Source organism: Brevundimonas terrae, from assembly GCF_011761985.1.
Lineage (GTDB): Bacteria > Pseudomonadota > Alphaproteobacteria > Caulobacterales > Caulobacteraceae > Brevundimonas > Brevundimonas terrae.
This window is the reverse complement of sequence record NZ_JAASQT010000004.1, coordinates 158,299-184,085: the sequence shown is the minus strand read 5'-3', so window position 1 is coordinate 184,085 and position 25,787 is coordinate 158,299. Positions and strand designations below refer to the sequence as shown.

General features: G+C 55.2%; 24 protein-coding genes, 2 pseudogenes and 1 riboswitch. Of the genes and pseudogenes, 13 read left to right on the top strand and 13 right to left on the bottom strand.

Annotation, left to right across the window (positions count from 1 at the left end):
• Positions 1-17 precede the first annotated feature (17 nt).
• From FHS64_RS11160 to FHS64_RS11150, 3 genes are all read left to right on the top strand, one after another.
• Complete coding sequence (locus FHS64_RS11160; RefSeq protein ID WP_167178281.1) at positions 18-2,459, top strand: ligase-associated DNA damage response DEXH box helicase; 2,442 nt, start codon at positions 18-20, stop codon at positions 2,457-2,459.
• Positions 2,456-3,166, top strand: a complete 711-nt coding sequence (pdeM, locus tag FHS64_RS11155; protein WP_167178280.1) for a ligase-associated DNA damage response endonuclease PdeM — start codon at positions 2,456-2,458, stop codon at positions 3,164-3,166. Before FHS64_RS11160 ends, pdeM begins: the two co-directional genes overlap by 4 nt.
• A gap of 82 nt (positions 3,167-3,248) precedes the next feature.
• Entirely contained in the window at positions 3,249-3,941 is a 693-nt protein-coding gene (locus tag FHS64_RS11150; protein WP_167178279.1) for an MgtC/SapB family protein, read from the top strand.
• A 56-nt stretch (positions 3,942-3,997) separates the two neighbouring features.
• Here the strand turns inward: FHS64_RS11150 and FHS64_RS14410 are convergent.
• Together FHS64_RS14410 and FHS64_RS11140 are read right to left on the bottom strand one after the other, a co-directional pair.
• A pseudogene (locus FHS64_RS14410) lies at positions 3,998-4,687 on the bottom strand (IS6 family transposase).
• 503 nt (positions 4,688-5,190) lie between these two features.
• Positions 5,191-5,400: a cold-shock protein gene (locus tag FHS64_RS11140; RefSeq protein WP_167178319.1), complete on the bottom strand. Its 210-nt coding sequence runs from the start codon at positions 5,398-5,400 to the stop codon at positions 5,191-5,193.
• Positions 5,401-5,588: 188 nt separating this feature from the next.
• On the opposite strand from FHS64_RS11140, the gene FHS64_RS14405 reads away from it, so the two are divergent.
• A complete protein-coding gene (locus FHS64_RS14405) occupies positions 5,589-5,840 on the top strand; it encodes a tyrosine-type recombinase/integrase (protein WP_167178317.1) in 252 nt (83 codons plus the stop codon).
• A gap of 158 nt (positions 5,841-5,998) precedes the next feature.
• Here FHS64_RS14405 and FHS64_RS11130 read toward each other — a convergent pair whose 3' ends face one another.
• The 5 genes from FHS64_RS11130 to FHS64_RS11110 all read right to left on the bottom strand — a co-directional run bounded on the left by FHS64_RS11130 (position 5,999) and on the right by FHS64_RS11110 (position 11,724).
• Positions 5,999-6,787, bottom strand: a complete 789-nt coding sequence (locus FHS64_RS11130; protein ID WP_167178278.1) for a DUF3313 family protein — start codon at positions 6,785-6,787, stop codon at positions 5,999-6,001.
• Positions 6,788-6,883: 96 nt separating this feature from the next.
• The gene (locus FHS64_RS11125; protein WP_167178277.1) at positions 6,884-8,104 is read right to left on the bottom strand and encodes an SAM-dependent methyltransferase; all 1,221 of its coding nucleotides are present in this window, start codon (positions 8,102-8,104) and stop codon (positions 6,884-6,886) included.
• Positions 8,101-9,597, bottom strand: coding sequence for a cryptochrome/photolyase family protein (locus FHS64_RS11120; protein ID WP_167178276.1), 1,497 nt, complete (start codon positions 9,595-9,597; stop codon positions 8,101-8,103). Before FHS64_RS11120 ends, FHS64_RS11125 begins: the two co-directional genes overlap by 4 nt.
• A complete protein-coding gene (locus FHS64_RS11115; RefSeq protein ID WP_341771149.1) occupies positions 9,587-10,390 on the bottom strand; it encodes a DUF1365 domain-containing protein in 804 nt (267 codons plus the stop codon). The genes FHS64_RS11120 and FHS64_RS11115 overlap by 11 nt, the downstream gene beginning before the upstream one ends.
• The gene (locus FHS64_RS11110) at positions 10,387-11,724 is read right to left on the bottom strand and encodes an NAD(P)/FAD-dependent oxidoreductase (RefSeq protein ID WP_167178274.1); all 1,338 of its coding nucleotides are present in this window, start codon (positions 11,722-11,724) and stop codon (positions 10,387-10,389) included. Before FHS64_RS11110 ends, FHS64_RS11115 begins: the two co-directional genes overlap by 4 nt.
• 160 nt (positions 11,725-11,884) lie before the next feature.
• On the opposite strand from FHS64_RS11110, the gene FHS64_RS11105 reads away from it, so the two are divergent.
• From FHS64_RS11105 to FHS64_RS11095, 3 genes are read left to right on the top strand one after another with little or no spacing between them, the layout of a single operon-like run.
• Entirely contained in the window at positions 11,885-12,460 is a 576-nt protein-coding gene (locus FHS64_RS11105) for a sigma-70 family RNA polymerase sigma factor (RefSeq protein ID WP_167178273.1), read from the top strand.
• Complete coding sequence (gene chrR, locus FHS64_RS11100; protein ID WP_167178272.1) at positions 12,460-13,098, top strand: cadmium/peroxide/UV radiation responsive anti-sigma factor ChrR; 639 nt, start codon at positions 12,460-12,462, stop codon at positions 13,096-13,098. Before FHS64_RS11105 ends, chrR begins: the two co-directional genes overlap by 1 nt.
• Positions 13,095-13,898, top strand: coding sequence for a DUF1295 domain-containing protein (locus tag FHS64_RS11095; RefSeq protein WP_341771148.1), 804 nt, complete (start codon positions 13,095-13,097; stop codon positions 13,896-13,898). Before chrR ends, FHS64_RS11095 begins: the two co-directional genes overlap by 4 nt.
• A 3-nt stretch (positions 13,899-13,901) precedes the next feature.
• On the opposite strand, the gene FHS64_RS11090 is transcribed toward FHS64_RS11095, so the two are convergent.
• On the bottom strand, positions 13,902-14,303 hold the full coding sequence (locus FHS64_RS11090) for a DUF2177 family protein (RefSeq protein ID WP_167178271.1): 402 nt from the start codon (positions 14,301-14,303) through the stop codon (positions 13,902-13,904).
• 326 nt (positions 14,304-14,629) lie between these two features.
• On the opposite strand from FHS64_RS11090, the pseudogene FHS64_RS14290 reads away from it, so the two are divergent.
• Positions 14,630-14,903 (top strand): annotated as a pseudogene (locus FHS64_RS14290) (IS3 family transposase); the annotation flags it as partial.
• A gap of 145 nt (positions 14,904-15,048) precedes the next feature.
• Here the strand turns inward: FHS64_RS14290 and uraH are convergent.
• Positions 15,049-15,450 carry a hydroxyisourate hydrolase gene (uraH, locus tag FHS64_RS11080; RefSeq protein WP_167178269.1) on the bottom strand — a complete coding sequence of 134 codons (402 nt, stop codon included), beginning with the start codon at positions 15,448-15,450 and terminating at the stop codon, positions 15,049-15,051.
• 386 nt (positions 15,451-15,836) lie between these two features.
• Positions 15,837-17,987 (bottom strand): catalase, encoded by a 2,151-nt coding sequence (locus FHS64_RS11075; RefSeq protein ID WP_167178268.1) that lies wholly within the window; start codon positions 17,985-17,987, stop codon positions 15,837-15,839.
• A gap of 303 nt (positions 17,988-18,290) precedes the next feature.
• Here FHS64_RS11075 and FHS64_RS11070 point away from each other — a divergent pair, with 303 nt between their 5' ends.
• On the top strand, positions 18,291-18,755 hold the full coding sequence (locus FHS64_RS11070) for a pyridoxamine 5'-phosphate oxidase family protein (RefSeq protein ID WP_167178267.1): 465 nt from the start codon (positions 18,291-18,293) through the stop codon (positions 18,753-18,755).
• 371 nt (positions 18,756-19,126) lie between these two features.
• Positions 19,127-19,615 carry a DUF411 domain-containing protein gene (locus tag FHS64_RS11065; RefSeq protein ID WP_167178266.1) on the top strand — a complete coding sequence of 163 codons (489 nt, stop codon included), beginning with the start codon at positions 19,127-19,129 and terminating at the stop codon, positions 19,613-19,615.
• A 70-nt stretch (positions 19,616-19,685) separates the two neighbouring features.
• Here FHS64_RS11065 and copD read toward each other — a convergent pair whose 3' ends face one another.
• The 3 genes from copD to cobU form a co-directional block, all read right to left on the bottom strand.
• Complete coding sequence (gene copD / locus FHS64_RS11060; RefSeq protein WP_167178265.1) at positions 19,686-20,609, bottom strand: copper homeostasis membrane protein CopD; 924 nt, start codon at positions 20,607-20,609, stop codon at positions 19,686-19,688.
• Between the two features lie 3 nt (positions 20,610-20,612).
• On the bottom strand, positions 20,613-20,975 hold the full coding sequence (copC, locus tag FHS64_RS11055; protein WP_167178264.1) for a copper homeostasis periplasmic binding protein CopC: 363 nt from the start codon (positions 20,973-20,975) through the stop codon (positions 20,613-20,615).
• A gap of 85 nt (positions 20,976-21,060) precedes the next feature.
• A complete protein-coding gene (gene cobU / locus FHS64_RS11050) occupies positions 21,061-21,585 on the bottom strand; it encodes a bifunctional adenosylcobinamide kinase/adenosylcobinamide-phosphate guanylyltransferase (RefSeq protein ID WP_167178263.1) in 525 nt (174 codons plus the stop codon).
• A 37-nt stretch (positions 21,586-21,622) separates the two neighbouring features.
• A riboswitch (cobalamin riboswitch) is annotated at positions 21,623-21,827 on the top strand.
• A 133-nt stretch (positions 21,828-21,960) separates the two neighbouring features.
• Between cobU and FHS64_RS11045 the strand changes: the two genes are divergently transcribed.
• From FHS64_RS11045 to FHS64_RS11035, 3 genes are read left to right on the top strand one after another with little or no spacing between them, the layout of a single operon-like run.
• Positions 21,961-23,916, top strand: coding sequence for a TonB-dependent receptor (locus FHS64_RS11045; protein WP_167178262.1), 1,956 nt, complete (start codon positions 21,961-21,963; stop codon positions 23,914-23,916).
• Between the two features lie 29 nt (positions 23,917-23,945).
• Positions 23,946-24,944, top strand: a complete 999-nt coding sequence (cobD, locus tag FHS64_RS11040; RefSeq protein WP_167178261.1) for a threonine-phosphate decarboxylase CobD — start codon at positions 23,946-23,948, stop codon at positions 24,942-24,944.
• On the top strand, positions 24,941-25,786 hold the full coding sequence (locus tag FHS64_RS11035; RefSeq protein WP_167178260.1) for an ABC transporter substrate-binding protein: 846 nt from the start codon (positions 24,941-24,943) through the stop codon (positions 25,784-25,786). The genes cobD and FHS64_RS11035 overlap by 4 nt, the downstream gene beginning before the upstream one ends.
• Position 25,787: the final 1 nt, after the last annotated feature.

The following is a 25,787-nucleotide window of genomic DNA, read 5'->3' as shown; positions in this document are numbered from 1 at the left end:
TCCCCATATTCTAACATGTGACCAATCTCCCCCCTCCCTTCCCACCCCGCTTTGCCGACTGGTTTGCCCGTCGGGGGTGGAGTGTGCGCCCGCATCAGTTGGCGATGGTGGAAAAGGGGCTGGCGGGCGAGGATGCCTTGCTGGTGGCCCCGACGGGCGGGGGCAAGACGCTGGCGGGGTTTTTGCCCAGCCTGATCGAGCTGTCGCAACGGCGCAGAAGCGCGGATGATCTGCCGTCCGTTCACACCCTCTACATCTCGCCGCTGAAGGCGCTAGCGGTGGATGTGGAGCGCAACCTGCTGACGCCGGTTCGCGAGATGGGGCTGAACATCGTCATCGAGAGCCGCACCGGAGACACCGGACAGTCCCGCCGTTCGCGTCAGAGGATCGCCCCACCCGATATCCTTCTGACCACGCCCGAACAGTTGGCTCTGTTCTGTGCATGGGAGGGCGCGCGGGCGTATTTCAAGGACCTGCGCTGTGTGGTGATCGACGAGATACACGCCATCCATGGCTCCAAACGCGGAGATCTGTTGTCGCTGGGGCTAGCGCGACTGCGGGCCTTTTCGCCCAGTATGCGCAGTGTCGGCCTGTCGGCCACGGTGAATGACCCGGCATCCATCCGGGGCTGGCTGTCCGACAAGGGCACCGACATTGTCTTTGGCCAGTCGGGCGCACCGCCTGAACTGGACGTCTTGCTGAGCGAAAATCGCGTGCCTTGGGCAGGTCACACAGCCAAGCACGCGATGCAGGAAGTCTATGATGCGATCAAAACGGCGAACACAGCGCTCGTCTTCGTAAATACGCGCTGGCAGGCCGAGTTTGCATTTCAGGAGCTATGGCGACTGAACGAGGAAAACCTGCCGATTGCCCTACATCACGGCAGCTTGTCTGCAGAACAGCGTCGCAAGGTTGAGGCCATGATGACGCAGGGGCTGCTTAAGGCCGTAGTCTGCACATCTACACTGGACCTCGGGATCGACTGGGGCTCGGTCGATCTGGTTATACAGTTGGCCGCTCCCAAAGGATCGTCCCGTCTTGTTCAACGCATTGGTAGAGCGAACCACCGGCTGGACGAGCCGTCGCGTGCAATCCTGGTACCAGCCAGCCGCTTCGAGATGCTGGAATGTCGCGCGGCCGTAGAGGCCGTAATGGAAGGTGCCCATGATGGCGAGCCCATCCGAAACGGTGCCAAGGATGTGCTGGCACAGCATATTGTCGGCTGTGGCTGTGCAGAGCCTTTTGACTTGCAAGCGATGTATGAAGAAGTCCGTACCGCCGCCCCCTACAAAACACTCTCTTGGGAGGATTGGGAAAAGGTCGTCGATTTCGTTTCTACCGGTGGATACGTTCTAAAGAACTATGAGCGGTATACGCGGCTGATCCGGGGTCTGGATGGTCTGTGGCGTCCGTGGAATCCGGACATAGTTCGCCGTCATAGAATGAATGTTGGTGCCATTGTCTCCGCGCAAACATTGAGCATTCGATTACAAGGCCGGCGCGGACTGGGTCTTGGCCGTAAAATAGGCGAAGCCGAAGAGACCTATTTTGAACAGTTATCTGTCGGAGACAGTTTTCTTTTCGCCGGAGAAGTATGGCGATTTGAAGGGGTGACCGGAACCAATGCGGTCGTTACGCCCAGTCGAGACAAGGAACCAAGGGTTCCAAGCTGGGGTGGCTCAAGAATACCCATCTCCTCGCACCTTGCCTCTCGCGTGCGAGGCCTAATCAGCGATCGAACTTCATGGGCAAGTCTGCCCCTCGATGTTCAGGAATGGCTGGAGGCTCAAGATAATCATTCAACCGTGCCCGGTCCTGAAGATTTGCTGGTTGAAACCTTTCAACGGGGCAAACGCCATTTCATGGTCTGCTACCCCTTTGCTGGCAATCTCGCGCACACTACGCTGGCCATGCTTTTAACGCGTAGACTGGATCGCGAGGGCGTAGGCCCTATCGGATATCTCGCAAACGATTATGCAGTCTGCATATGGGCAATGCGCTCGATGAGCGAACTAGATTTCGCAAAACTGTTTCAAGAGGACATGCTCGGGGACGATCTCGAAAACTGGCTTCAGGAAAGTTATATGATGAAGCGCGCGTTCAAAGAATGCGCGCTGATCGCGGGACTGATTGAAAGACGCATGCCGGGCCACGAGAAAAACACCCGTCAGGTCACGTTCTCATCCGATCTCATCTACGACGTATTGAGACGTCACCAACCTGACCATCTTTTATTAGAATGCGCCCGAGAGGACGCTGCGCGCGGACTCATGGATGTTGGTCGTTTAGGAGAAACGCTAAAACGCGTGTCGGGGCATCTAGTGATATCTAAACTTGCAAAGGTTTCCCCGTTCGCGGCTCCATTGCTCATGGCGATTGGAAAGGAACGTTCACCCGGAACATCAGCAATAGATATGTTGCTCGAAGAAGCCGCACTGATTGATGAAGCCATGACATGAGCATGCTTATCAATGTAGCTGAAGAACCGGTTCACCTCCGCGCTGCCGGTACATTGTGGCTACCCCAGTTTTCGACACTGGTAGTGGCGGACCTGCATCTCGAAAAGGGTTCCGCCTACGCAGTGGGAGGACAGTTGCTACCTCCCTATGACACACGCGAAACATTGGAACGGCTTGCCACCGAGATCCGCGCGTTAAATCCACAAAGGCTTGTTCTTCTAGGCGACAGCCTGCACGACATGGATGCGGTTAGCCGCGTGGCTCGTGATGATGCCGATGCGATCCGACAACTTGCTCAATCCTTAGAGCTTGTATGGATTAGTGGAAATCACGATCCGGATGGTGGAGCCGCCTTTGGCGGTCAAAGCATAGAGACTTTAAATCTGGGGCGCCTCAAACTATGCCACGAACCAAAACCGGTTCAGGTTTTCGGAGAAATTGCAGGCCATCTACACCCCTGCGCTAAGTTACGTGGATCGGGTGTTACTATAAGACGACGCTGTTTTATCACTGATGGTCAACGACTGATCTTGCCGGCCTTCGGATCCTATACGGGAGGCTTAAACGTACGCGATGAGGCATTTTCAGACTTATTCTCGTCTCAGCCTGATGTATTTTTAACTGGACGAAAAATTACGCGTTTGAAGTTCGAACAACTTTCTCCAGATCGTGACCACACGATCAAGCGACATCGTTTGCTCCAGTGAACAAGAGAACTTTTAAGCAGCCGATGGATAAAGTTCATTCGTCCAACGTTAAAACTCCACTGGTCAAATATGGAGTTCGATTATGCTGCCTTGGGACGAGATTACAGCCCCCCTTATAGGGTCATTAATTGCAGGCGGATTGATCGGCTTGGAACGAGAATGGCGCGGTCGTCCTGCCGGATTCAGAACCCATATTCTGGTAAGTTTATCTTCCTGCCTTTTGATGCTCGCCGCTCTTCATCAAACACACTGGGCGTTTGACGACCTTCCACGCAGCAACATCATGACAGACCCTACGCGGATGGCCCATGGCGTTCTTACGGGCATCGGTTTTCTGTGCGCGGGCGTGATCTTCAGGCAGGGCTTTTCGGTTCATGGCTTAACGACCGCAGCATCGCTATGGATGACGGCTGCGATAGGTCTTTTATACGGCGCTGGCTTATTCGGCTTGGCGACAACCGGAACCCTAATCACAGGGGTTATCCTTATCGCCCTGAAACTGATCAGCGACCGCGTTCCGGCTCGGTTAAACGCCGATCTACAGGTGCGCTGGAAGCGCGGAAATGATCATGGCCATACCCGCATCCGCAACATTGTAGCTCACAACAGCTACAGGGTTCAGAGCATAAGATATGCTCTATCGGCAGATGGTACGTCCGAATCCAGAAACTGGCGATTGCAACTGCGAAACCGGTCCCAGCTAGACGCACTTTCAAGCGCCCTGTCTGCCGATGATATGGTGCTTACATACCGGCTTGAAACTCACGACGATTAATGCGGGGTGCTATCAGGTTAGCTGAACGAAGTCGAAAGAACGTACATGACACGCTATCAGACGGTAGCATTCGCAGAAGCAGCCTCCTCATCGCCGCGAAAGTGTCGAAATGCGGGTCTGCTGATAAGATGGCGCTGGATGTTAATGGTATTGTAGATCGCAGCGTGGGTTGTGAGAAATCTCTGAGCTGAGCTTTAGGATTTGAACCGCTACATCTGTCGCTCTCGTCGCGGGATCGGCAGAAACGAGTTCACAACGCGGATATTGCATCGTAGCGACCGGGACGTGAAGATGCCGCAGTTCCAACTGATCAAGCGCCGCACCGTAGGATGCCAGTCAGTTATTTGTTATGGTTTCAGGCTCGACAGGTTGGTTGTGTAAAAGACGTCTGAGCAGGTTGAAAGCCGCCTTTGTATCCCACCGACGCTTGACGATGACGTCTAAGAACTCGCCTTCGTCATCGACCGCGCGCCATATATACATGCGCCGGATCGCCGATCTTGCAAGCCATTTCATCTAGAAGCCGACTACAGGTCAGTGCAGACCTTCTCTTTTTCAGACGGCGAGCGATCAGGGGCCCGAACTTGATCGTCCAGCACCGGATCGTTTCGTAGCTGACGTCTATTCCTCGTTGCACCATCAGCTCTTCGACATCACGGAAACTGAGGCTAAGCCGAAAGTACAGCCTACGGCATGACGGACTCCTCGGCTAGAAAGCGGTGTCGCTTAAACGATAACTGCTTCATAGAACGCCTTCTGTACCAATGACTTACAGCAATTAAAGTGGAGCGCCTTTAGCGTTAGGGACTAGCACCTACCCCTACCCTATGGACTGGCTACGGCTGGCTTAGGGGGTGCACATCCATCACAGACAAGGGCCCTACCTGCAACTGCAACTGGGCCTTAATCATTGAACTTGTGTTATTTTTTTAATAAATGGCCGCACCGAGACCAGCACCGATGACCAAGCCCAACACCATCCAAAATACCATGTCACCAGTTGCTACACCAATCGCGGCACCGATGATGAATCCAATAGAAATACTTAGGACATGGACAAATACTCAAAGGAGACTCTGTTGTTTGAATTAATAATCCATTGCACATAATCGTATGCAATTGGCATCAAATACTTGATATTAAATTTATAAATAAAAAAGCCCTGCTTTTTACAGCAGGGCTTCTAAGTTTGATCATTTTAAGAACACACCGGCACGGAACGTACTTCTATGACCTAACAATCATTCAGTTAGGCTACTTGTAGCTGCCCAGCCGAAGTCTTGCCCGAGCGCTGATCACGCTCAAGTTCATACGACAAAGCTTGACCTTCATCGAGGCTATGCATGCCAGCACGCTCGATAGCCGAGGCGTGGACAAACACATCGCCACCACCCTGATCGGGAGCGATAAAACCAAAACCTTTAGTGGAGTTATACCACTTAACAATACCAGTAGCCATTTCCATGACCTCCGTAAAAAATAAGACCATCCAAAAAATTCAGAGGCCGTCGGGGTCTAGGGAAACGGAAGATCTCAATGCACAGCATAAAAGAAAGAGCGTTGCGCAGAGATGTTCGACAAAACGTTTATACCTCATACAATTCAAAAAAGATATTATTATTTAACTGGATTTTCGAATATTAATTAATATCCATATATTACACAACGATAAAACGAATAATCGTCAATCGTACTTCAACGACAATTACATCAGTAAGTACACACGATCTCCGCCACTCGGCGGCGTCCTTCATGGTCAACAGTGGGGTAGATCTGTTCGCAGTCGACAAGGTGCTGGGCCACTCAAGTGTCCAATCCGCACAACGCTATAGCCACCTTGCCAATGACACCCTCCTGAAGGCGGTCGAGGCGGGCGCTGCGAAGCACAAGGCTTGGTGATCATCCCTGCCCTCTGGGCTAGCTTCGGCTGGCTCAGGGGGCGCATATCCATAACTACTAGGAAGTACAGATGAATACAGATGCACCTAATTGTGACATTCATATTTTTACATAAACATTATTATCCAATTACAATCTGATCTAAATACGAATTTAAATCACTCCGGGTCGCTGTCAGTTTTACCTCCACTTAATTCAGGCTGATAGAGTCCTGTTGTTATTCCTATAATAAACCCTTCTGGGCGTATGCGCGGGCCAAAACGTTTGCAGGGGGCGTTAGAAACATTTTCATGGTCATCACGAACTTCGGAAGAAAAAGCTTCAGCTACCATATCCCCCAAGGGTTCTGCGAGCTGGTGAGCGTCACCGATCCTTGACAGTGAGGGCTTGTCCGTTCCGACCGCCATTGCATCACGACGCCAAACTATCGCCGCTGCCTGTACGCCGTCTGGCATCAACAATTCTGCTTCGGCTCCAAGACCACCGAGACCTATTGGTGCCCTCACTTTAATCGGACCGGGGATAAAGAAATTTGCCGTTGCCGCGACAACAGACCCCGCCTGATCCGTGGACTCCATGCGGGTCACGCCTACCCGAACAAGGGCAGAATGAGCGTCACGCTGCTCAGCAATTTCAAAGCGCTCGCTCAATTCGTAACAGAGCTGACGGTCCACTTCTGTGAGAACCATACGACGCTCTTCTTCTGAGAGCGTACGATCAACTTCACCAAATATCTCTGCGGGAGCCACCCAGACCCGCTCGATAGAAGAAACCAACGCCTCGTCCCGCCGCTGTAGAACAGAGGCTCTCACCACATCGGTGCGTTCTTCCAGTCCCTCATAGCTCGAGAGAAAACCAGAGCCGGGGTAGACTTCTGCAGTCGCGCAAGCTGCCAGCGCAGTCACACACCCCAGCGCCGTTACAAGTTTGATGGCCTTGCAAATCATCCCGTCTCTCCCGCTTTGCATAATTTACGCAGGCAGCGGAAAAGTGGATCATCGTAAGCCTCGAAAGCGCCCGGCTATTCTTCATGAGAAGATCTGCTATCTGGCACTTAATCCGACCTGGATGACGTCTGTTCGGGCGGAACGAAAACCCGCCTCGCAATAGGCGAGATAGAACAACCACAAGCGCCTAAAACGTTGATCGAATTTCGGGTTGCTGGCTTCGATCATGCGCCATGAGCTTTCAAAACGTTTGCTCCACTCTGAAAGCGTGTCGGCATAATCACGTCCAAAACGCAGGACCTCGTCCTGGTGAAACCCTGACTGTTGAATTACGCTAGCCAAGACGTGCTCGGAAGGTAACGTGCCGCCGGGGAAGACATATTTCTGGATAAAATCTGTACGTGCCTGATAGTCTTCGAACAGATCATCTTGAATGGTGATGATCTGCAATCCGGCACGTCCCTCAGGTTTTAGAACCTGATGTATTTTCTGGAAATAGACCGGCCAGTACTCCCGACCGACCGCCTCGAACATCTCGATAGAGGCCACGCGATCAAAGCGCCCATCGACATCGCGATAGTCGATCAACTGAATGTCGGCCCGCTCTGATAATCCGGCTTCAAAAATACGGCGGCGCGCAAAATCATACTGCTCTTGCGAGATGGTGATGCCTGTAACCTTTGCGCCCACTTCGCGTGCAGCATATTCGGCAAAACCTCCCCAACCGCAGCCGATTTCCAGCACTGTCTGACCGGCATTGAGATCCATCACCCGAGCCAGAGAGGCGTATTTTTCTTTCTGTGCGTCCTGAAGCGACAGCCCCTCGCGGCTATAACGAGCCGATGAATAGGTCATCGAACTATCCAGCCAGGCGCTGTAGAATTCATTGCCCAGATCATAATGGGCATGGATGTTGCGACGCGATCCACTGCGGCTATTGCGATTGAAACGGTGGACCAACCAGTTGAAGGCCTGCATCAAGACATTGCCGTCAAAAAGGCGCCGAATGTGGTCATAATTATTGACCAAAGTCTCCAGCAAAACCGGCAGGTTAGGGCTGTCCCACTCCCCTTCTATGTAACCCTCTGCAAAGCCGATATCCCCGCTTTTCAGCACGCGACGGGCAAAACGTGCGTCGCGAATGCGCAGGACAGCCGCATGGCCTTCTACACGACCCTCTAGCTGGTGGACCGTACCATCAGGCAGACAAATGGTGAGGTGGCCCCACGTCCAGTTCGAGGACAACAGGCGCAACAACAGATTGAGAACGGGCGAAGAAGCTACCCGCTTTTGTTCATCGTAATAGGTCGTGGTCATGGCCTCACAATCCCCTCGCGCATAAACACACCATTCTGCTCTCCATCCCTTGAACGCGAAGAGACGACTTTCAGTGCCTCTAATGCTCTTGCGCGTGCTTGGCTGTGATCGACGATCGGTCGCGGGTAAGTATATCCCAGTTTTACGCCGGCCTCTGAAAGAACGGTGCCGGGAGCCGTCCAGGGCGCATGCAGCCAACGATCCGGCAAGGCTCGTAATTCCGGAATCCAGCGACGTACATAATGTCCAGCGGGATCGAATTTTTCTCCCTGTGTGACAGGGTTGAAGATACGGAAATAGGGTGCAGCGTCGGCACCGGACCCTGCGACCCACTGCCAGTTCTGGACATTGCTGGCCAAGTCCGCATCCACCAGCGTGTCCCAGAACCAGGCCTCGCCCTCGCGCCAGTCAATAAACAGATGCTTGACCAGAAAGGAGGCAACCACCATCCGCACACGGTTGTGCATCCAACCGGTTGCCCACAACTCCCGCATCCCCGCATCGACCAGGGGATAGCCGGTCATCCCGCTTTTCCACGCCGTCAGCCCCTCGGGATCACGTCGCCAAGGCATGGCGTCGAACTCGGGCCGGAAGGCCCGCTCGGACATAAAGGGAAACTGGTGAAGCAGGTGAGCCGAGAACTCGCGCCAAACAATCTCGGCAATGAACTTGTCGGCCTGTGCTGGGGCGACATGCCCTTGAGACGCAGAGGCGCGAACGGCCCACACAAGGCTGCGCGGACTGATCTCGCCAAAATGCAGGTGCGGCGACAGGCGCGAAGTGCTGCGACGGCCAGGAATGTCACGCCCAACAGCGTAATCCCCCAGCGCATTTTTTATAAATACGGACAAGACTGCCGTGGCTCCTGCCTCTCCCGGCGTCCAGTCAAAGCCTTGGGACCAATCGGGTGACGAGGGATGCAGCGCCCATGCGTCGATGTCGTCGCTGTCAGGTCCCGCCGGTACGATCACCGTGTCGGGGGCAGGCGTCGCAGGGCGCTCCGGCAAGGTCTGAAGCAGCGCCTTCATGAAAGGGGTGAAAACCCGATACGGCTTTCCTGCGCCGCTTAGAACTGTGCCCGGTTTGGCCAGCAGGCTTGCATTAAACCCATGACATTCGACGCCAACAGCTTTCAAAGTATGGGCAAGGTCTGCGTCGCGGGCGAAGGCTTCCGGTTCGAACCGGCGGTTCATAAAGACATGAGCACTTCGCGTCTGCTCGATTAAGCGCAGAAGTTCAGCCTTACTATTTCCACGTCTCAGTATGAGCCGACCACCGCATTGGCGTAGGTCTGCGTCAAGCGTACGCAAGGACTTGTCCAGCCACCACAGCGAAGCGGCACCATGCGGGTGCCCGTCGCCGTCATCGTCCAAAATATAGACCGGCAACACTGGCCTTCCTGTCGCCACGGCCGCTGTGAGGGCCGGATTTTCTGCAAGTCTGAGATCGCGGCGAAACCAGAAAATAACGGGACGCACGAGATCACCAACCAAGACGGCTCTCCCGTGGTTGGGTTTGAAGGGTGACCTGTTCAGCCGCCGGCAAGGGCTGACGGGTCAGCGGTACCCGCTTGAGCCAAAGCTTCAGAGCCTCCCAATAAATGGCCATGACGACCTTCATCGTCATCAGCGGGAAACCGGCTATTGCACGCAGAAGAGAACTGTCTGTGAGAGGACGTTTATGAGCTGTAATGGCGGCATGGATCAGCTTTCCCTGGACATCATGACCATCGATCATGACGTCGAGAATGTCCGACGGCACATGACCCCGGAATTTGTAGTCCATCTCCATGTCCATGAAAGGTGAGACATAGAGCGCCTTGGCCGCGGACTGAACAAACCGCCCTTGCTCACTGTCTGCTTGGCTCACCGGAATGACGTAACTATGCCGGATCTTGAAGGTGCTGGTGACCTCATAGACCAGCGCCAAAAGTCGTCCATCTGTATGGTGGCAATAATAGATACTGATCGGATTGAAGACATATCCCAATAGACGCGGCATGGTCAGCAACCGAACCGCGCCCTGCCCCAGATCGATGCCTGCACGTTCCATATAGCGCGTGATCTGTTGGCGCAGGGACGTATCCGATCCATCGCCATGATCGCGCGGATGAAACGAGACAAGGTTAAACCTGCCAACCGAGAAAAATCTCAACTGTTTGGCCAGCCGGTCCACCTCTTCCAGATCAAGAAAAAGCCAGAACACCCGATAGGACAGATAATGTGCCTTGGGACGGAAACGCCTGTGTATGACCTTGCCGAAATAGAGTGCCGAAGCGGTGCTCACACTGTCTGCTCCAGGGCTTGATCCTTCGGCGAGGAAACGTGGATACGGCCACTTTCGTTCTCTACAGACCATGGACGGCGCACGCCGCCCAACTGCTCGGCGACCGCCAGACCGGACTGTAGTCCATCCTCGTGAAAGCCTGCACCAAAGTGGGCCCCACAAAACCAAACCCCGCCCTGTCCCTGAAGGCTCCAGAGCTTTTTCTGGGCTGCAATAGCGGCAGCATCAAAGATCGGATGCTCATAGATTTCGCTGTAAAGCAGCGTCCCCGGTCTGGGCGCATGTGCAGGGTTGAGGGTTACAAACACATCCTGACCCTGCAGGCCCTGCAATTTGTTCATCCAGTAGGAGACACACAGCCCGCCTTGGGTGCCAATATAGTTCCAACTGGCCCACGCCTTACGGCGACGCGGCATCAGGTTCGTATCGGTATGAAGAACCGTCAGATTATGGCTGTATTTGAAGGCTCCCAACAGCTGACGCTCGGCCGTAGATGGCGCCTCCAGCATTTGAAGGGCCTGATTGGCATGGGTGCCTATGACCACATGGTCATAGGTTTCGACCCCGCCTTCACTGTCGTGAACCTCCACGCCATTGTCGGTGCGCGTGACACGGCTGACGCCACGGTTGAGCAGAATACGCGATACACTACGCGCAAGTCGTTCCACATAGACGCGGCTGCCCCCCTCAACCGTTCTCCACATAGGCCGGTCAGACAGTTTCAAAAGCCCGTGGTTGATACAGAAACGGATGAAGGCTTCCGCCGGATAATCCATCAGGGTTTCGGTCGGAGACGACCAGATCGCTGCCGCCATGGGCAAAAGATGATCGTCGCGAAAGCTCGCACTATAATCTTCTCTCAGCAGATACTCGCCAAGGGAAATGTCGGTCCCCGCCAAGGCCCCAAGATCGCTCGGGGCCTTGCGATAGAAACGAACAATCTCGAGCAACATCGACCAAAATTTCGGCTGCAAGATATTGCGTTTCTGAGCGAAAAGGCCCGGTGCCGCATATTCGAAACGCCCGCCGTCACGCGACACGGCAAAGGACATATCCGTCTCGCAGCTGGGAACATCCAGATGATCGAACAGGGCGATTAGATTGGGATAGGTCGCATCGTTATAGCAGATAAAGCCGGTATCGACCGCAACCTTGCCCGTCGCCAGTGATGCCGTGATCGTGTTGGAATGTCCGCCCAGTCGATCGGCCTTTTCATAAAGGGTTACCGAATGGCGCTGCGACAACAGCCAGGCCGCCGAAAGGGCTGAAATACCCGAGCCCACAACAGCAATATTCAACATCTTGTCGGATTGACGATTGGACAAAGGCGGCATGACAACTCCAGAACACCGCCGTCATAGGCAGTTCGTTTTTGTCATACGCGTCAGCCATCTTGGTGGATGCGAAGTGATCCAAACATTTTAAGTGTGCGTATCAGGGTCTATGCATACAGATGTCGCGCAAATCCCTGTTTCTGCAAAGGCTACTCGCTGTATGTCAGCAGACGACCCGCTCTGTGACACAACCCGTCACGAACAGCTTATTGTAGCGGTCGCCCTGCACAGGGATCGCGAGGCCTTCGCACGATTGTTTGACCACTTCGCTCCGCGGCTGAAAGCCTGGCTGATGCGATCCGGTGCCAGTGAAATCGATGCCGAAGATTTCGCTCAGGAGACAATGATGACTGTCTGGCGCAAGGCAGACCTGTTTGATCCGCTCAAGGCCAAGGCTGCCACGTGGATTTTCACGATTGCGCGCAACAAGCGACTGGACAAGTTCCGCCGGGACTCTCGCCCCCTCCCCGTTCCGGAAATCACTTTCGATATGGAAGAGGTGCCGCGTCCGGATGATCTGCTGGCCAGTTCACAAGATGCACACAGGGTTCGTATGGCGCTGGCCAAACTGAATCCCCATCAGATCGAACTGTTGCAAATGGCCTTTTTCTTTGGCCGCCCACATTCCGAAATCGCAAGCCAGCTCGACCTGCCCCTCGGAACAGTAAAATCCAGAATACGCAATGCCATGGCCAAACTTCGACAGATGCTTGAACCAGAGAGGGACGTTTTATAATGGCCCCGACCCGTATGATTTCCGAAGAATTACTGGCTTCCTATGCCAACGGTACAATCAGCGCACCGGAAGCCCTTGTTGTCTCTACGCATCTGGCGCTGCGCCCGGCCCATGACATCTGGGTACGCCAATTACAGGCCATCGGCGGCGAACTACTGGACACTGCCGCGCCTGCGGCGATGTCGGATCAGGCTCTGACGCGCACCTTGTCCATGCTGGATGCCTGCGCCAGCGAGGTCGAACAGCAACCACCACTCAACGAGATGAGCGAACTGCCCGAACCTTTGCGCCGTTACGCTCTGGGTCCATGGCGCTGGGTCGGCCCCGGTATCCGCGTGCGTGACGTCCATGCCCCGCGTGATGGCGATACGCGTGTCATTCTTCTCAAAATCAACCCTGGCTGCGAGACGCCCAAACACACTCACGGGGGGGTGGAGCTGACCTGCGTCCTTTCTGGGGCCTATGCGACCGAGACAGAGCGTTTCGATGTCGGCGATCTAGAAGAAGCCGACGGCGACGTCCTGCACCAGCCACGTGTGATCTCCGACGAACCTTGCCTGTGTGTTGTAGCCCTAGACGGTCAGATCAAAATCGACGGCTGGGTCGGGCGGCTGATCCAGCCCTTTGTGCGCCTGTGATAAGCCTTATTGCCATCTGGGGCGGTGCTGTTGTCTTTCTCGCTTTGGTGATGGGCACGGCCTGGATCGTCCAGATGCGCACAGGCCAAGGCGGCTGGGCCGATGTGTTCTGGTCCTATGGACTGGGTGTAGCCGGTGTCGGCATCAGTCTTTTTCCTGTCGGGCCTGACGGCTGGTCTGCACGACAGCTGGTTGTCGCTCTTTTGATCGGCATATGGGGCATCCGTCTGGGCACCCATATCGCCAAACGCGCGGCTGGTGAGCAGGAAGATGCCCGCTATGCCAGATTGCGCGACGAATGGGGAAATACATACCGCGCCAAGATGTTCGGCTTTATGATGCTTCAGGCTGGTGCTGCCAGCATTCTGGCACTCGCGGTCCTGTTGGCAGCCCGCAATCCGTCTTCAGGACTCGGCCTGCTGGACTATCTGGCTATTGCTGCTTTCTTCATCGCTTTTGCGGGGGAGACCATGGCTGACCAGCAACTGAAGGCTTTCAAAGCCGCCACCACAGAGCGTCACCAGATTTGCGATGTTGGTCTATGGGGCTGGTCGCGCCATCCAAACTATTTCTTCGAATGGCTGACCTGGTGCGCTTGGCCACTATTTGCCATTAATCTATCGGGAAACTGGCCGTGGGGATGGCTGGCCTTCATTGCACCACTCTACATGTACTGGATCTTGAACCACGTCTCGGGCGTGCCGCTGGTCGAAACCCACATGCAGCGCACGCGGCCGGAAGCCTTTGCGAACTATGCTCGCCGCACCAGCCGCTTCTTTCTGCGCCCCCCGGCCCGCTGAGTATTACTTCAGAAGTTTCAGCGCCATCAGACAAGCCAGCGACGACGATGCGGCACTGACGACAACGCCCCATGCAATATCGATCACGACCAGCTTGGTGCTCCAGCTTTTCAGCGTCGCCAAATTGGTCAGATCATAGGTTGCATAGGCAAACAATCCGAACAAAGCCCCCCAGGTGAGGGCCTTCTTCCAGTCATCTGCATTCAGACCGGGCATGACAGCAAACACAGTCAACGCGCCTGCATACATGCAGTAGAAAACCATCGCCGGTACCAGACGAAAATTGTCCGCAAGCATCGAGCCGATTAACGGACGATAGATTCGATCAGCCATTGTACCAAGCCACACGGTATCAATGATAGCAAAAATCACTAGCGTGATGGCATAGGTGATGGCGATGTTCATATTGATCTCCAAGCTATCTAGATAATACGCTTGATGCGGCCATACGGATGCTCATAAGGCAGTTTCGGTTTCCACAGCCCATATTAGAACTGGCCTGCTGCCGGTTTGATGGACACCGAGATAAGCTGTTTTGACCTACCGAAGCGCGAGAATGCAGAGAAGGAAGTTCAGATTTATCGTGAAGTACCTTGGTATCTCGTCTGTGGCATGGATATGCGTTGCGCTCGGTGCTTCGCTAAGCGGTTTTCATGCCTGGCTGACACGCGTGCCGTCGCAGCGGTCGCGAAATGATGAAAAGATCGGCACGGTTGCATCACTCGTATTAGGGCAGCCAATATACCAGCGAGCAGTTCTAGCGGCTCATGGCAGATAATGGATCACTTGTTCGATGAGCGGTTTGGAAACTGCTTGGATAATGTCGCCATGGAAAACTTCTTCTCACCCCTTAAGACCGAGCGGATCGGGAAAAAGCCCTACCGATCGATAGCCCAAGCGAAGGCTGATGTGTTCGACTATATCGAGTGCTTTTACAACCCGACTCAGCGTTACTCGGCCCTTGGTTACCTCAGCCACATAGATTTTGAACGGGAAACTGGGTAGCCTGAGTGAGCTTATCTTGGTGTCTACCAAACTGGCAGCCGGACATATCTCCTACTGCGCAAATTCTCATAATTTCGCACAGCGACGAAGAGCGCTTTCGTTGGAAATCTTTTCGAATGAACGCTCTTTACGTCTGTAATAGCGGTTAGTTACCGCGATATGTGCTGTATCCATAGGGGCTCACCACTACAGGCACGTGGTAATGGGTCATGGGATCGGTCACTCGAAATACAACGTCGATTTCGGGAAAGAAGGGTTCATTGCCCCCAGCTGGATACTGCGACATGTCAAAGGTCAGTTTATAAACGGCGGCCTCGGCATGAACATCATCACCGAAAGATCGCACACGCCCATTTTCATCCGTTTTGGCCTGCGCCAGTTGCTTCCACGATCCATCCTCCTGTTTGATCTCTAGGGTAACGGGAACGTCTTTTCCGCCCACGCCGCGCGCCAAATCCAGAACATGTGTCGAGATGCCTTCTGACAAAGCGCTCGTTGCAAACAAAGACAAAGCCGCTGCAATCGCAAAAACGGAAGAAAGGCGCATCTGAATCTCCTTGAGCCACACGACGAAACCAAAGCCAAAATACGGCTTTGTTCTTACGATCCGGCATCAAGAACAGATCATTTAACCGTATAACTCTTTCATAAAATTTCTCATTTTAAAGCCCACAACCGCTTCTTCTATGATCCCGAGCCGAAGACCATAAGCCTGTCCAAACGAGCAAAAAATGTGTAACGACTGCCTGCTCTCTGGGCCAGATGTCGCGTGTTCAGAGAGCATTTTTTTAGTTGCGGCCTATATTCAGAGATGTAAGCGCACAGTTATGTAGGCACCACGTCCTGCTCCAGGCAGTTTTTCGCCGTTACCGCCCCAGTAGGGCGCATTCTGTGGCTCCGAATGCGCCCGCTATCTACATTCTGGGTTCCGCCTTATGGCAGATTGCGAACCTTGGGCTCGCGTTTCCAGTGGCGAATGGGACCAACCTTGACCATGTCCTCCCAAGGAACCACCCCTTCATCCTTTTCGACATTGGCCTTGTCCAAAAGCACCTGCGTTCCCTTACAGTGACCTATCGTTTTGCAATGGGCATAGGCATCGGCAAACCACTGGATCGCGCCCGCATCTTTCAGCAGTTTATCCGCCGCATCGGGCATAATAATCGAAGCGATGGCATCAAACGTCACAGAGGGTGAACCCGCCAGTTGGCCATCGGCAGACAGTTCTCCACCTTTAAGCTTAAGGGTACCGATTTCCGGAGCCACCAGAAACACGGTGCCGCCCGCCTTTTCAATCTCGCCCTTCAGCTTGTCGATACCGGCCTTGTCCGATCCTTCAGCAAACAGAATGCCGACCTTACGACCCTCGAACGTTTTGCGGGCCTGTTTCTGGATCGACAGGGCATCGGAGACTTTCATGTCCACCGGTTCCTTGGCCACCTTGGCCTTGGGCGGTAATTTCATCGCCAGACCATTGGCCACGCGTTCGGCTAGGCTCTCGTCGATATTGCGCAAACGCGACAATAGGCGAATGCGCACATGTTCCAACGTCACCTTGGACAACTCGAAGACAATGGCCGCGCAAATATGCGCCTGCTCGTTTTCGGTCTGAGAACGATAGAACAGGCGCGGCTGGCTATAGTGATCTGCAAAGGCCTCGGCGCGGATCCGCAGCTTTTCTGAACCGTCATTGCGTTCGTCATTGGCTGTAAAAGACGTAAAGCCAGTTTCGGGACAGGCACGCGGACCAGTCGTCTCGCCCGCCTCCCCCAGTGAATTAGGCTCGTAATTGGCGCGGCCAACCGGCACCTGCGTCTGCATCATCCCGTCGCGCTGGAAGTTGTGGAACGGGCATTTCGGGGCATTAATGGGTATCTGATGGAAGTTGGTCGTCCCTAGACGTGACTTTTGCGTATCCAGATACGAGAACAACCGCCCTTGCAGCAGCGGGTCATTGGTAAAATCGATACCCGGAATGATGTTGGACGGAAGGAATGCCGCCTGCTCGGTTTCCGCAAAGAAGTTATCGACATTGCGGTTCAGGGTCATACGGCCAATGATCTCGACAGGAATGTCTTCCTCAGGGATCAGTTTGGTTGCATCGAGAACATCATAGGCCTGCTTGGCTGCCCAAGCCTCGTCGAAAACCTGAATACCAAGGTCCCATTGCGGATAGTCGCCATTCTCGATGGCTTCGAACAGGTCACGACGATGAAAATCGGGATCGGCCCCCGCCAGTTTCACGGCTTCATCCCATGTTGTGCTCTGAATACCCAGCACCGGCTTCCAATGGAATTTAACGAACTTGCCCTCGCCCTTCGCATTCACCATTCGGAAAGTATGGACCCCAAAACCTTCGATCATCCTTAGGGAGCGCGGTATGCCGCGATCCGACATGGCCCACATGACCGTGTGCAAGCTCTCGGGCATCAGGCTGATAAAATCCCAGAATGTATCGTGTGCCGATGCGGCCTGCGGGTAGCCTCGATCCGCCTCCATCTTTACGGAGTGGACGAGGTCGGGGAACTTCATGGCGTCCTGAATGAAGAATACAGGAATGTTGTTACCCACGAGGTCCCAATTGCCCTGCTCGGTATAAAGCTTGACGGCAAACCCTCTCACATCCCTCGGCGTATCGACCGATCCTGCCCCGCCTGCGACTGTAGAAAAGCGAACAAAGACAGGACATTCATTTCCAGCCTGTTGGAACAACGCCGCTTTTGTCAGATGCGGGATGGCCTGCGTCACTTCGAAAATTCCATGTGCACCCGAGCCACGGGCATGCACGATGCGCTCGGGAATGCGTTCGTGATCAAAGTGGAAGATTTTCTCGCGCAGAACAAAATCTTCAAGCAGCGTCGGACCGCGCTCGCCGGCTCTCAAGCTGTTTTGATTGTCTGAAATTCGGTGACCGAAATTATCGGTCAGATGGGTTTGGCCATCCTTATGATCCCCGTTCTTGGAGACGACCTGTTGGGTTTCTCCGGCATTGCCGCTGCCTTCATCAAAAGGCGTATGACCCGACCCTGGCGCAAATGCATTCAGGGCATTGGTGTTACTGGGGGAAGTGTCGCGCTTTGGCATGGCTCATCTCCACATTCAGGATGTGGGTGTTGCTTGAGAGGAACAGTCAAAGCCGATGGCTCACCAGCAACGCCCACACTCCAAACCCGAGCCAAGAGCCTGTGTTCCATAAATAGGTTTTCTAGGATCGCACGCCTATAAGGTCTGCCTTTAAAAATAATCAGAGAATTGTTTCAATATTTGAAATGAAATCGAATGCGTAAAATCAGAAAAATTGAAATTAAGGCTCAGCTTTCTTACGGAACTTCCAACTTTTTCTATCGTTGAATTGACCTTGGGTGGGCTTTTTAACGGAGATCTTTGATGACCGATCCTTTGACCTCTAATGAAGCGCAGGAAGCCTTCTGGAAGGCCTTGAAATCCAGCAATACAGGGATGTTGGGACTTGATCGCCCTGGCTACCATGCTCAACCGATGACCGCATTCCGCGATGAGGAAATCGGCACTATCTGGTTCTTCACGCGTAACGACACTGAGTTGGCAAGAGACGTCGCAATGGGGCAGTCCGCACAGTTCACATACGGCTCAAAAGACCAAAACGTCTGGGCATGTGTCATGGGCCGCTTGTCTGTCGCCCTTCGAAACCAGGCAATTATCGACCAGTATTGGAATCCAGTTTTATCGGCTTGGTATCCAGAGGGAAAAGACGACCCTCGTTTGGCTTTGCTGCGCTTTGACGGTGCCGAGGGACGCATATTTGAAATCGTTAAGGCAAACATCACAGGACATACGCCTGATAGCGGCGGAACAGCAGACGTCCGACTTTAAACAACCACGAGAGAAGCGAGCTCAAGCCGACGTGCTCGCTTCCTTCGCTTCTGGCGTTTATCCACAACCTATCTAGGTCTAGGGTTTTCGTGCCCATCGCGCCCCTGCAGCCGCCCGAGTGCTTTCAGATTTGCAACAGAAACGCTGTCGTAGGGCGCAACAGCCTCACCTCTCAAATTTAATTATTTCTGATTTTAATTCAGATATTTATGGCTGCAACAGTTTCCGAACCTGTGCAGTCTGAGCAATTGATGCAGATGCAGTTTCGACGCGTCATTGCGCCGCATGGCTACCCATTGACCTTCCAACGGTGGAAACCTGTTCCATGCCGGATCGTCGTACAGGTGCTCGACATTCGGGAAATATGATTGATGAAAAGACTCAAAATCACCGCTGTGGCTGGAACCATAGCCCTAATCGGCGGCGCGGCCTTTGCCCTGAATAGCATTCCTTCCTCATCTCAAGCCTCCGAGATGACCGTTTACAAGAGCGAGTCCTGCGGCTGTTGCGGCGGCTGGGTCGATCATATGCGCGAGGCCGGATATGCCATTAAGGTCGTTTCGACAGACGATCTTGCGCCGGTAAAGATCATGCATGACGTACCGGAAGACCTGTGGGGCTGCCACACGGCCATTATCGATGGGCGTGTCATCGAAGGCCATGTGCCAGCGGCCGGTGTCTCGGCCTTCCTGAAGTCATCCACCAAGGCCAAGGGTATTGCCGTGGCTGGAATGCCGCTTGGATCGCCAGGCATGGAGGCCCTTGGTGCTACGCTGCAAGCCTATGACGCTATGGCCTTTGGCGCAGGTCAGCCTACCCGCTTCATGACCTTCCGTGGCTCGACCCCGTTGGGTTCCTGATATCAAAAGGGTCTGATCCGCAGCCAAGCGGACCAGACCCTTTTAGATGCCACCAGCACAGATTAAGCGCTCACATCATCGCCGCTGAAGGTTCCAAGGTTCCCATCAGGGCGACAAGTCCCAGCAGGACGATAGCGAGTAAGGTTTCCAGAGCCAGACTGAGCCGCAGACCTCTGATCGCGCGCGGCAACAGATTATCGTCCTCAAGCGAGCGTTTCAGGCGAGGCGTCAGTATAAAACGATTGGACGCCGCGAGAACCAGCATGCCTGCAAAGATGACGAGTTTGGCGCTTAGAAGAAGACCATAGGGCGTGGTCACGAGACTGCCCAAGCGGTCGATCCCTACAAGGAACCCGCTGTTCACAAGCCCCGTCACAACCAGAAGCCCGACAGCCAGTGTGCCCATACCGGAAAACCCGTCTAGCGCATCATGGGTCAGTCGGTCCCGTTCCGGATTTCCATAGGGCACGGCAAGTAAGGTGCCGAGTGCCGCGAGCGCGCCCAGCCACATAGCGGCTGCAACCGCGTGAATAATGTCCGCGCTTAGGTGAATGAAGCCCAAGGGCCCTTCTGTCGCCGCGCCATGGCCGGTCCATGCGAGACTACTGCAAACCACAAGACCTATGCCGGTTAGCGCAGCCCAACTGCCCCTCCCCGTTCTCAAAGCCAGAAGCAGAATCCCGAACAAGACAGTTGCAGCGGCTCTAACGACAAAGGCACGGCCGATTGAGGTCTCGAACGCCATATAGAACAGTGAGGCTGGCTTCAGCGCCTCGGCTATCGAACCTGCCATGACGGCGGTTTGTAGGAATAGCCCCGCGAGGGAGGCCAGCGCTGTCAGGAAGGCTGCCAGCAGCAGCAGAGTTCGGGGCCATCTTGAAACGGCCAAGTCAGAGCTGGGCATCCTGAAGGCAAAGAACATGGGAACGCCAAGCAAGAGCACGGCACCGAGATACTGTCCCAGCCTGAGCAGGACGACCAAGAAATCCAGCATGCCTTAGCGCACGATGAAGGTTGTAGAGCCCGTCATGCGGTGGCCGTCGGGCGATGCGATGCGCCAGTTCACCGTATAGGATCCGGCAGTGAGGGCTGTGCGCGGCGAACCGCTCAAGGTCTTGCCGTCCTTGGAGACGCGCGCCTGAACCGGAATGACGGTTCCCTGAGCATTGGCCACATCGAAGCTGGAAAAGGCAGGCACCACGCGCTCGCTGAACGTCAGGCTGATGGAGCGCGGTGCTGCAACCGTGGTACCGCTCATTGGCGTAGAGGCGACTAGACGGGCGTGCGCTTGGGCTTGTCCTGCCAGAAACGACAGGGCTGCCACCGCGCCGGCCAGAGTTGCTATTTTGAAACGGTTCACTGGTGTCTCCTTGAGGATGCGTCCCCCTGTATTTTCATACGCAGGCGCAGGAACTTCCCCTCAAGGTCGGGTCGTTCGTAGTGCCTTAAAAAGGTTCCATCTTCAGCTTCATGCCTGCGGCGATCAGATACGTTTCATCACAAACGGCTGCTAGTTGCTGATGCAGTCGTCCGGCTTCGTCGCGGAAACGTCGCCCCAGAGCGTTTTCGGGCACGAGCGACATGCCGACCTCATTGCTGACCAGCCACAGGTGTGCGGCCTGACAGTTTAAAACGGCGTCCACGAGTTCAGACACTGCCACGCCCAGATCATTCTCTGCCAGCATCTGGTTCGTCAGCCATAGCGTCAGGCAATCCACCACCACGATTGCTCCTCGTGGTTGCGCCCGCAAGCTATCAGCCAGTTGCATCGGTGCCTCGATCGCATGCCAACGGCCTCCACGATCATTTTGGTGCCGTTGGATGCGCTCCTGCATCTCGTCATCAAACGCTTGCGCCGTGACGATCATGACAGGCGTTTGGCCATTCGCATTGGCAGCGGTTTCGGCGCAAATCTGGGCATACCGGCTTTTGCCAGAGCGTGCGCCGCCCAGAACCAGAGTTCGGCCCATGATTTGTCTCCGGTTGACCTGAACCACAAGCCGTCCTAGTGGCAATCCTGCGTCAGGTTCCCCTAACGGGGATTGAAAGGGAACGGAGTTAAAAACTCCGGCTGTTCCCGCAACTGTAAGCGGCTAGCCCGCGCGTCATACGCCACTGGACATCGAAAAGGCTACGGCCTCGATGCTGGGAAGGCGACGCGCACCGGCATTGATCCGCAAGCCAGGAGACCTGCCTGACGTCGTCGTTCTCCACGCGGTCGGGATGTGCCGGGTGGTCGAGGAAACTCGCGTGACGACCATGGACTTTAACCCGCTTGCGCGGTCGTTTCTGCATGGCTCATGGTTATGCAGGCGGCGGCGTTTGCATTGCTATGGGATACATAGATGCGTCGTCTTACGACTGTACAGATTGCTGTTGCCGCCCTCCTCGCGGCTTCTCCTGCCTTTGCCTACGAAGCTGATCAACAAGCTTCGCTTCCCGATGTGGCTGGCCGTTCCGGTGCGACTGCGGTGGCAGATGTTGTGGTTACCGCGAACCGTTCGGCCCAACCCGTTGAGCGCGTTGGTGCCTCGGTCACGATCCTGACCCACGCCGCTATCGAGAACGCCCAGACGCCAGTTGTTTCGGAACTGCTCGTGCAGACACCGGGTGTCAGCTACAACCGCAATGGCGGCGTTGGAACCTCTGCGGGTGTCAGCATCCGTGGCGCAGAAAGCCACCACACCGTCGTCATCATCGACGGCGTAAAGCTGAACGACCCCTCCTCCACCCAAGGCGGCTTCAACTTCGGCAACCTGCTGGTTGGTGACACCTCGCGCATCGAAGTTCTGCGCGGTGCCCAATCCACGCTTTGGGGCAGCCAAGCCATTGGCGGAGTGGTCAATATCGTGACCGCAGAGCCGAGTTCGGCATTTGAAGGCAATGCCTCGGCCGAAGCGGGTTCGCATGGCACGACCTATTTCCGCGGCGCCGTTGGCGGTGCCAATGACCGCGTAAGCTGGCGTCTGGCGGCCAACCGTTATGATACGGACGGCTATTCGGCCTATGCACTCGGCTCCGAAGACGACGGCTATACCAATACCAGCTTGTCGGGCCGCTTGAATGTGAAGCTGGCGGATGATGTCTCGCTTGATCTGCGCAGCGTCTGGTCGGATGGCCAGAATGATTTTGACGGCTGGGGCGTAGATAGCCGTGAATATAGCAAGACCCGTGAACTGGTCGCCTATGCCGGCCTGAATTTCGGACTGTTCGAAGGTCGTCTGCAAAACCGTATCGGTTACGCCCAGACCACGACCGACCGCGACAACTATAACCCCGACAACAAGCTTCAGACCCTGACCTTTGATGCCAAGGGCGAAAACCGTCGCTGGGAATATCAAGGCACGTTCGCGTTCTCCGACAATCTGAACACGACGTTCGGTATCGAGAGCGAGCGTTCGGAAATGCGCACCCGTTCGCCATCGGACTGGTCGATTAATCCGGCTTATGTGAAGGGCAATGCCGATCTGGATAGCGCCTATGCGCAAATCCAGTGGACGGCGATTGAGGGTCTGACCCTGACGGGTGGCCTGCGTTATGACGACCATGCCCAATACGGCGACAACCTGCTGGGTCAGGTCGCTGCGGCATGGACCCCGAATGGTGGCGATACCCTGCTGCGCGCCAGCTGGGGTCAGGGCTTCCGCGCTCCGGGTCTGTACGAGCTGTATAGCGAATACGGTAACCTGACCTTGGCCGCCGAAGAGTTTGATGCATGGGAACTCAGCGTTCAGCAAAAGCTGTTTGATCGCGCTAGCGTCACCCTCACCTACTTCAACCGCGAGGCTGACAACGAGATCCGCTATAACGGCTGCTCGACCGGTTCGACCGATCCGCTGTGTAAAGTGAATGGCGTCGATCGCTGGGGCTATTATGCCAATGCCCTTAAAACCGAGGCCAAAGGTGTCGAATTCAGCACCGCGATCCAGTTGACGGATGCCCTGTCGGTCACGGCCAACTACACTTGGACCGACGCCCAGATGGCTTCGGGCGACAACAAAGGCAAGCACCTGTCGCGCCGTCCTGAACACATGGGCAACCTGATGGCCGACTATCGTTGGGCCAACGGCTTCAAGACCGGCCTCGCCGTCCGCTATTCGGGCGAGACGTTCAACAACGACGCCAACACCGTCGTGATGGATGACTACACCCTGGTCGACCTGCGTCTGGCCTATCCGGTCAGCGATCAGGTCGAACTGTATGGTCGCGTCGAAAACCTGTTCGACGAAGAGTACCAAACGGCCAAGGACTATGGCACCGCCGGTCGCGGTGTCTTTGGTGGTGTCCGCGTCAAATTCTGATTTCGGTCAGAATGAAGGACAACGTATTGATGCCTCACAAGGCTTCGATCCGGCATGGTGGCGGCCTGATGGCCGCCGCCAAAGCCTATCCGTATGCGCCACTTCCGTGGCTGGACCTGTCGACAGGGATCAATCCTGTCCCGTGGTGCGGGCTTCGGGCAGATGAAGACCAGTTGAACCGCCTGCCCGACCCTTTGGAGTTGCTGGCACTGGAAGCGGTGGCAGCCAGTGTTTTTGAAACTTCAGAACAACGGGTTTGCGCTGTCTCGGGCGCAGAAACAGCCATACGCCTTTTGCCCCTTATCCTCGGTCCTGTGACCGTCGATATTGTCGAGCCCACCTATGGCGCCCACCGAGAGTCATGGCGGGGCTCGTCCATGGCCCCCAATGCTAATGGGGTCGACCAGATATTTGCCTCGCGCGCCGATGTTCTGGTCATTGTTAACCCGAACAATCCTGATGGTCGCCTGTTCGGCAGGGACGAACTGGAGCAGTTGGCGCGTCAGCGTAGCCGTATGGGCCAATGGCTGATTGTCGATGAATCCTTCATCGAGTGTTCGCCCGAGGCTTCTGTCGCAGGGTTAGACATCGATCACTTGATTGTCCTGCGCTCATTCGGAAAATTCTACGGTCTGGCCGGTCTCAGACTGGGCTTTATGGTGGCCAATCCCGTTTTGAAAGCCCGTCTGCGCGGCCTGACCGGTGACTGGCCTGTCAGTGCCGAGGCGATGATCATGGGACGTGCCGCCTATACAGACGCAGCATGGCGCGAGGCCACAAACCTGCGTCTAAAAACGGATGCCGAAAAGCTGGACAAAGCCTTGCAGAATGCAGGGTTTAAGCCGGTCGGTGGAACAAGTCTTTTTCGACTTGTCCAATCCAATGATGCCCGCGTCTGGTTCTCGCATCTGTGTGAGCAAGGGATACTGACGCGACCGTTTGACTATGCGCCCGATACCTTGCGCTTCGGGGTTCCCACATCGGAAACACTGCCTCGATTGGTACAGGCCCTTGAGGCACGCCAATGAGCTTGTCACGACGCAGCTTGATCGGAGGGCTGGGCTTTCCGGCCCTGTTGCCGCTGGCTGCACAGAGCAGGCCACGGCGCATTGTATCGCTGAACCCCTGCCTCGACGCTATTCTGGTCGAAGTCGCCAACAGGGAACAGATCGCAGCTCTAAGCCACTATTCTCGCATCGCCCGACAGTCAGCCATTTATGATTTGGCGATGCGCTTGCCGCAAACCCACGGCACAGCCGAAGAGATTATTGCCCTCCGACCCGATCTGGTTCTGAGCAGCCGCCACGGAGCCAGAGCCACGCGCACTGCGCTGGAACGGTTGGGCATCCCGATGGCCTTGTTCGATGTTCCCTCAACCGTTGAAGAAAGTATTTCTCAGGTGCGTGAGGTTGCGGCGGCGGCGGGCTTTGTCCATCGCGGCGAGGCGCTGGTTTCACGCATCCAAGAGGCCATAAATACGGCCCGGCCCGACAACCCGCGTCGTCTCAAAGCCCTTGTTTATCAGCCCAATGGATTTGCGGCCGGACACGACACGCTGATGAACGAGATGATGGTACTGGCCGGTTTCGAGAATGTCGCCGGACGGTATGGCATCGGCAAATGGGGCAATGTTTCCGTTGAGCAGATTCTGGCCAATCCGCCAGAAGTTCTGTTGAGCGGAAGCCTTAGCCCAAGCGTGCGGACATGGTCCGAACGCATGATGCGTCATCCCGCCCTTGCCAGTCTGTCGGACCGGATCGTGCAGACGACTTTGGAAGAAAAGCTGCTGTATTGCGGCGGACCTGTCCTGATCCAGACCGCTGCCGCTTTGGCCCGTGCGCATCGCGTCGCCCTAAGACTTTTGCCGTGAA

Bases quoted from the DNA above. Each gene is read 5' to 3' on its own strand.
- pdeM (WP_167178280.1), top strand. From the start codon at position 2,456: ATGAGCATGCTTATCAATGTAGCTGAAGAACCGGTTCACCTCCGCGCT.
- FHS64_RS11150 (WP_167178279.1), top strand. From the start codon at position 3,249: ATGCTGCCTTGGGACGAGATTACAGCCCCCCTTATAGGGTCATTAATT.
- FHS64_RS11140 (WP_167178319.1), bottom strand. From the start codon at position 5,400: ATGGCTACTGGTATTGTTAAGTGGTATAACTCCACTAAAGGTTTTGGT.
- FHS64_RS11130 (WP_167178278.1), bottom strand. From the start codon at position 6,787: ATGATTTGCAAGGCCATCAAACTTGTAACGGCGCTGGGGTGTGTGACT.
- FHS64_RS11125 (WP_167178277.1), bottom strand. From the start codon at position 8,104: ATGACCACGACCTATTACGATGAACAAAAGCGGGTAGCTTCTTCGCCC.
- FHS64_RS11110 (WP_167178274.1), bottom strand. From the start codon at position 11,724: ATGCCGCCTTTGTCCAATCGTCAATCCGACAAGATGTTGAATATTGCT.
- FHS64_RS11105 (WP_167178273.1), top strand. From the start codon at position 11,885: ATGTCAGCAGACGACCCGCTCTGTGACACAACCCGTCACGAACAGCTT.
- chrR (WP_167178272.1), top strand. From the start codon at position 12,460: ATGGCCCCGACCCGTATGATTTCCGAAGAATTACTGGCTTCCTATGCC.
- FHS64_RS11090 (WP_167178271.1), bottom strand. From the start codon at position 14,303: ATGAACATCGCCATCACCTATGCCATCACGCTAGTGATTTTTGCTATC.
- uraH (WP_167178269.1), bottom strand. From the start codon at position 15,450: ATGCGCCTTTCTTCCGTTTTTGCGATTGCAGCGGCTTTGTCTTTGTTT.
- FHS64_RS11075 (WP_167178268.1), bottom strand. From the start codon at position 17,987: ATGCCAAAGCGCGACACTTCCCCCAGTAACACCAATGCCCTGAATGCA.
- FHS64_RS11070 (WP_167178267.1), top strand. From the start codon at position 18,291: ATGACCGATCCTTTGACCTCTAATGAAGCGCAGGAAGCCTTCTGGAAG.
- FHS64_RS11065 (WP_167178266.1), top strand. From the start codon at position 19,127: ATGAAAAGACTCAAAATCACCGCTGTGGCTGGAACCATAGCCCTAATC.
- copD (WP_167178265.1), bottom strand. From the start codon at position 20,609: ATGCTGGATTTCTTGGTCGTCCTGCTCAGGCTGGGACAGTATCTCGGT.
- cobU (WP_167178263.1), bottom strand. From the start codon at position 21,585: ATGGGCCGAACTCTGGTTCTGGGCGGCGCACGCTCTGGCAAAAGCCGG.
- FHS64_RS11045 (WP_167178262.1), top strand. From the start codon at position 21,961: ATGCGTCGTCTTACGACTGTACAGATTGCTGTTGCCGCCCTCCTCGCG.
- cobD (WP_167178261.1), top strand. From the start codon at position 23,946: ATGCCTCACAAGGCTTCGATCCGGCATGGTGGCGGCCTGATGGCCGCC.
- FHS64_RS11035 (WP_167178260.1), top strand. From the start codon at position 24,941: ATGAGCTTGTCACGACGCAGCTTGATCGGAGGGCTGGGCTTTCCGGCC.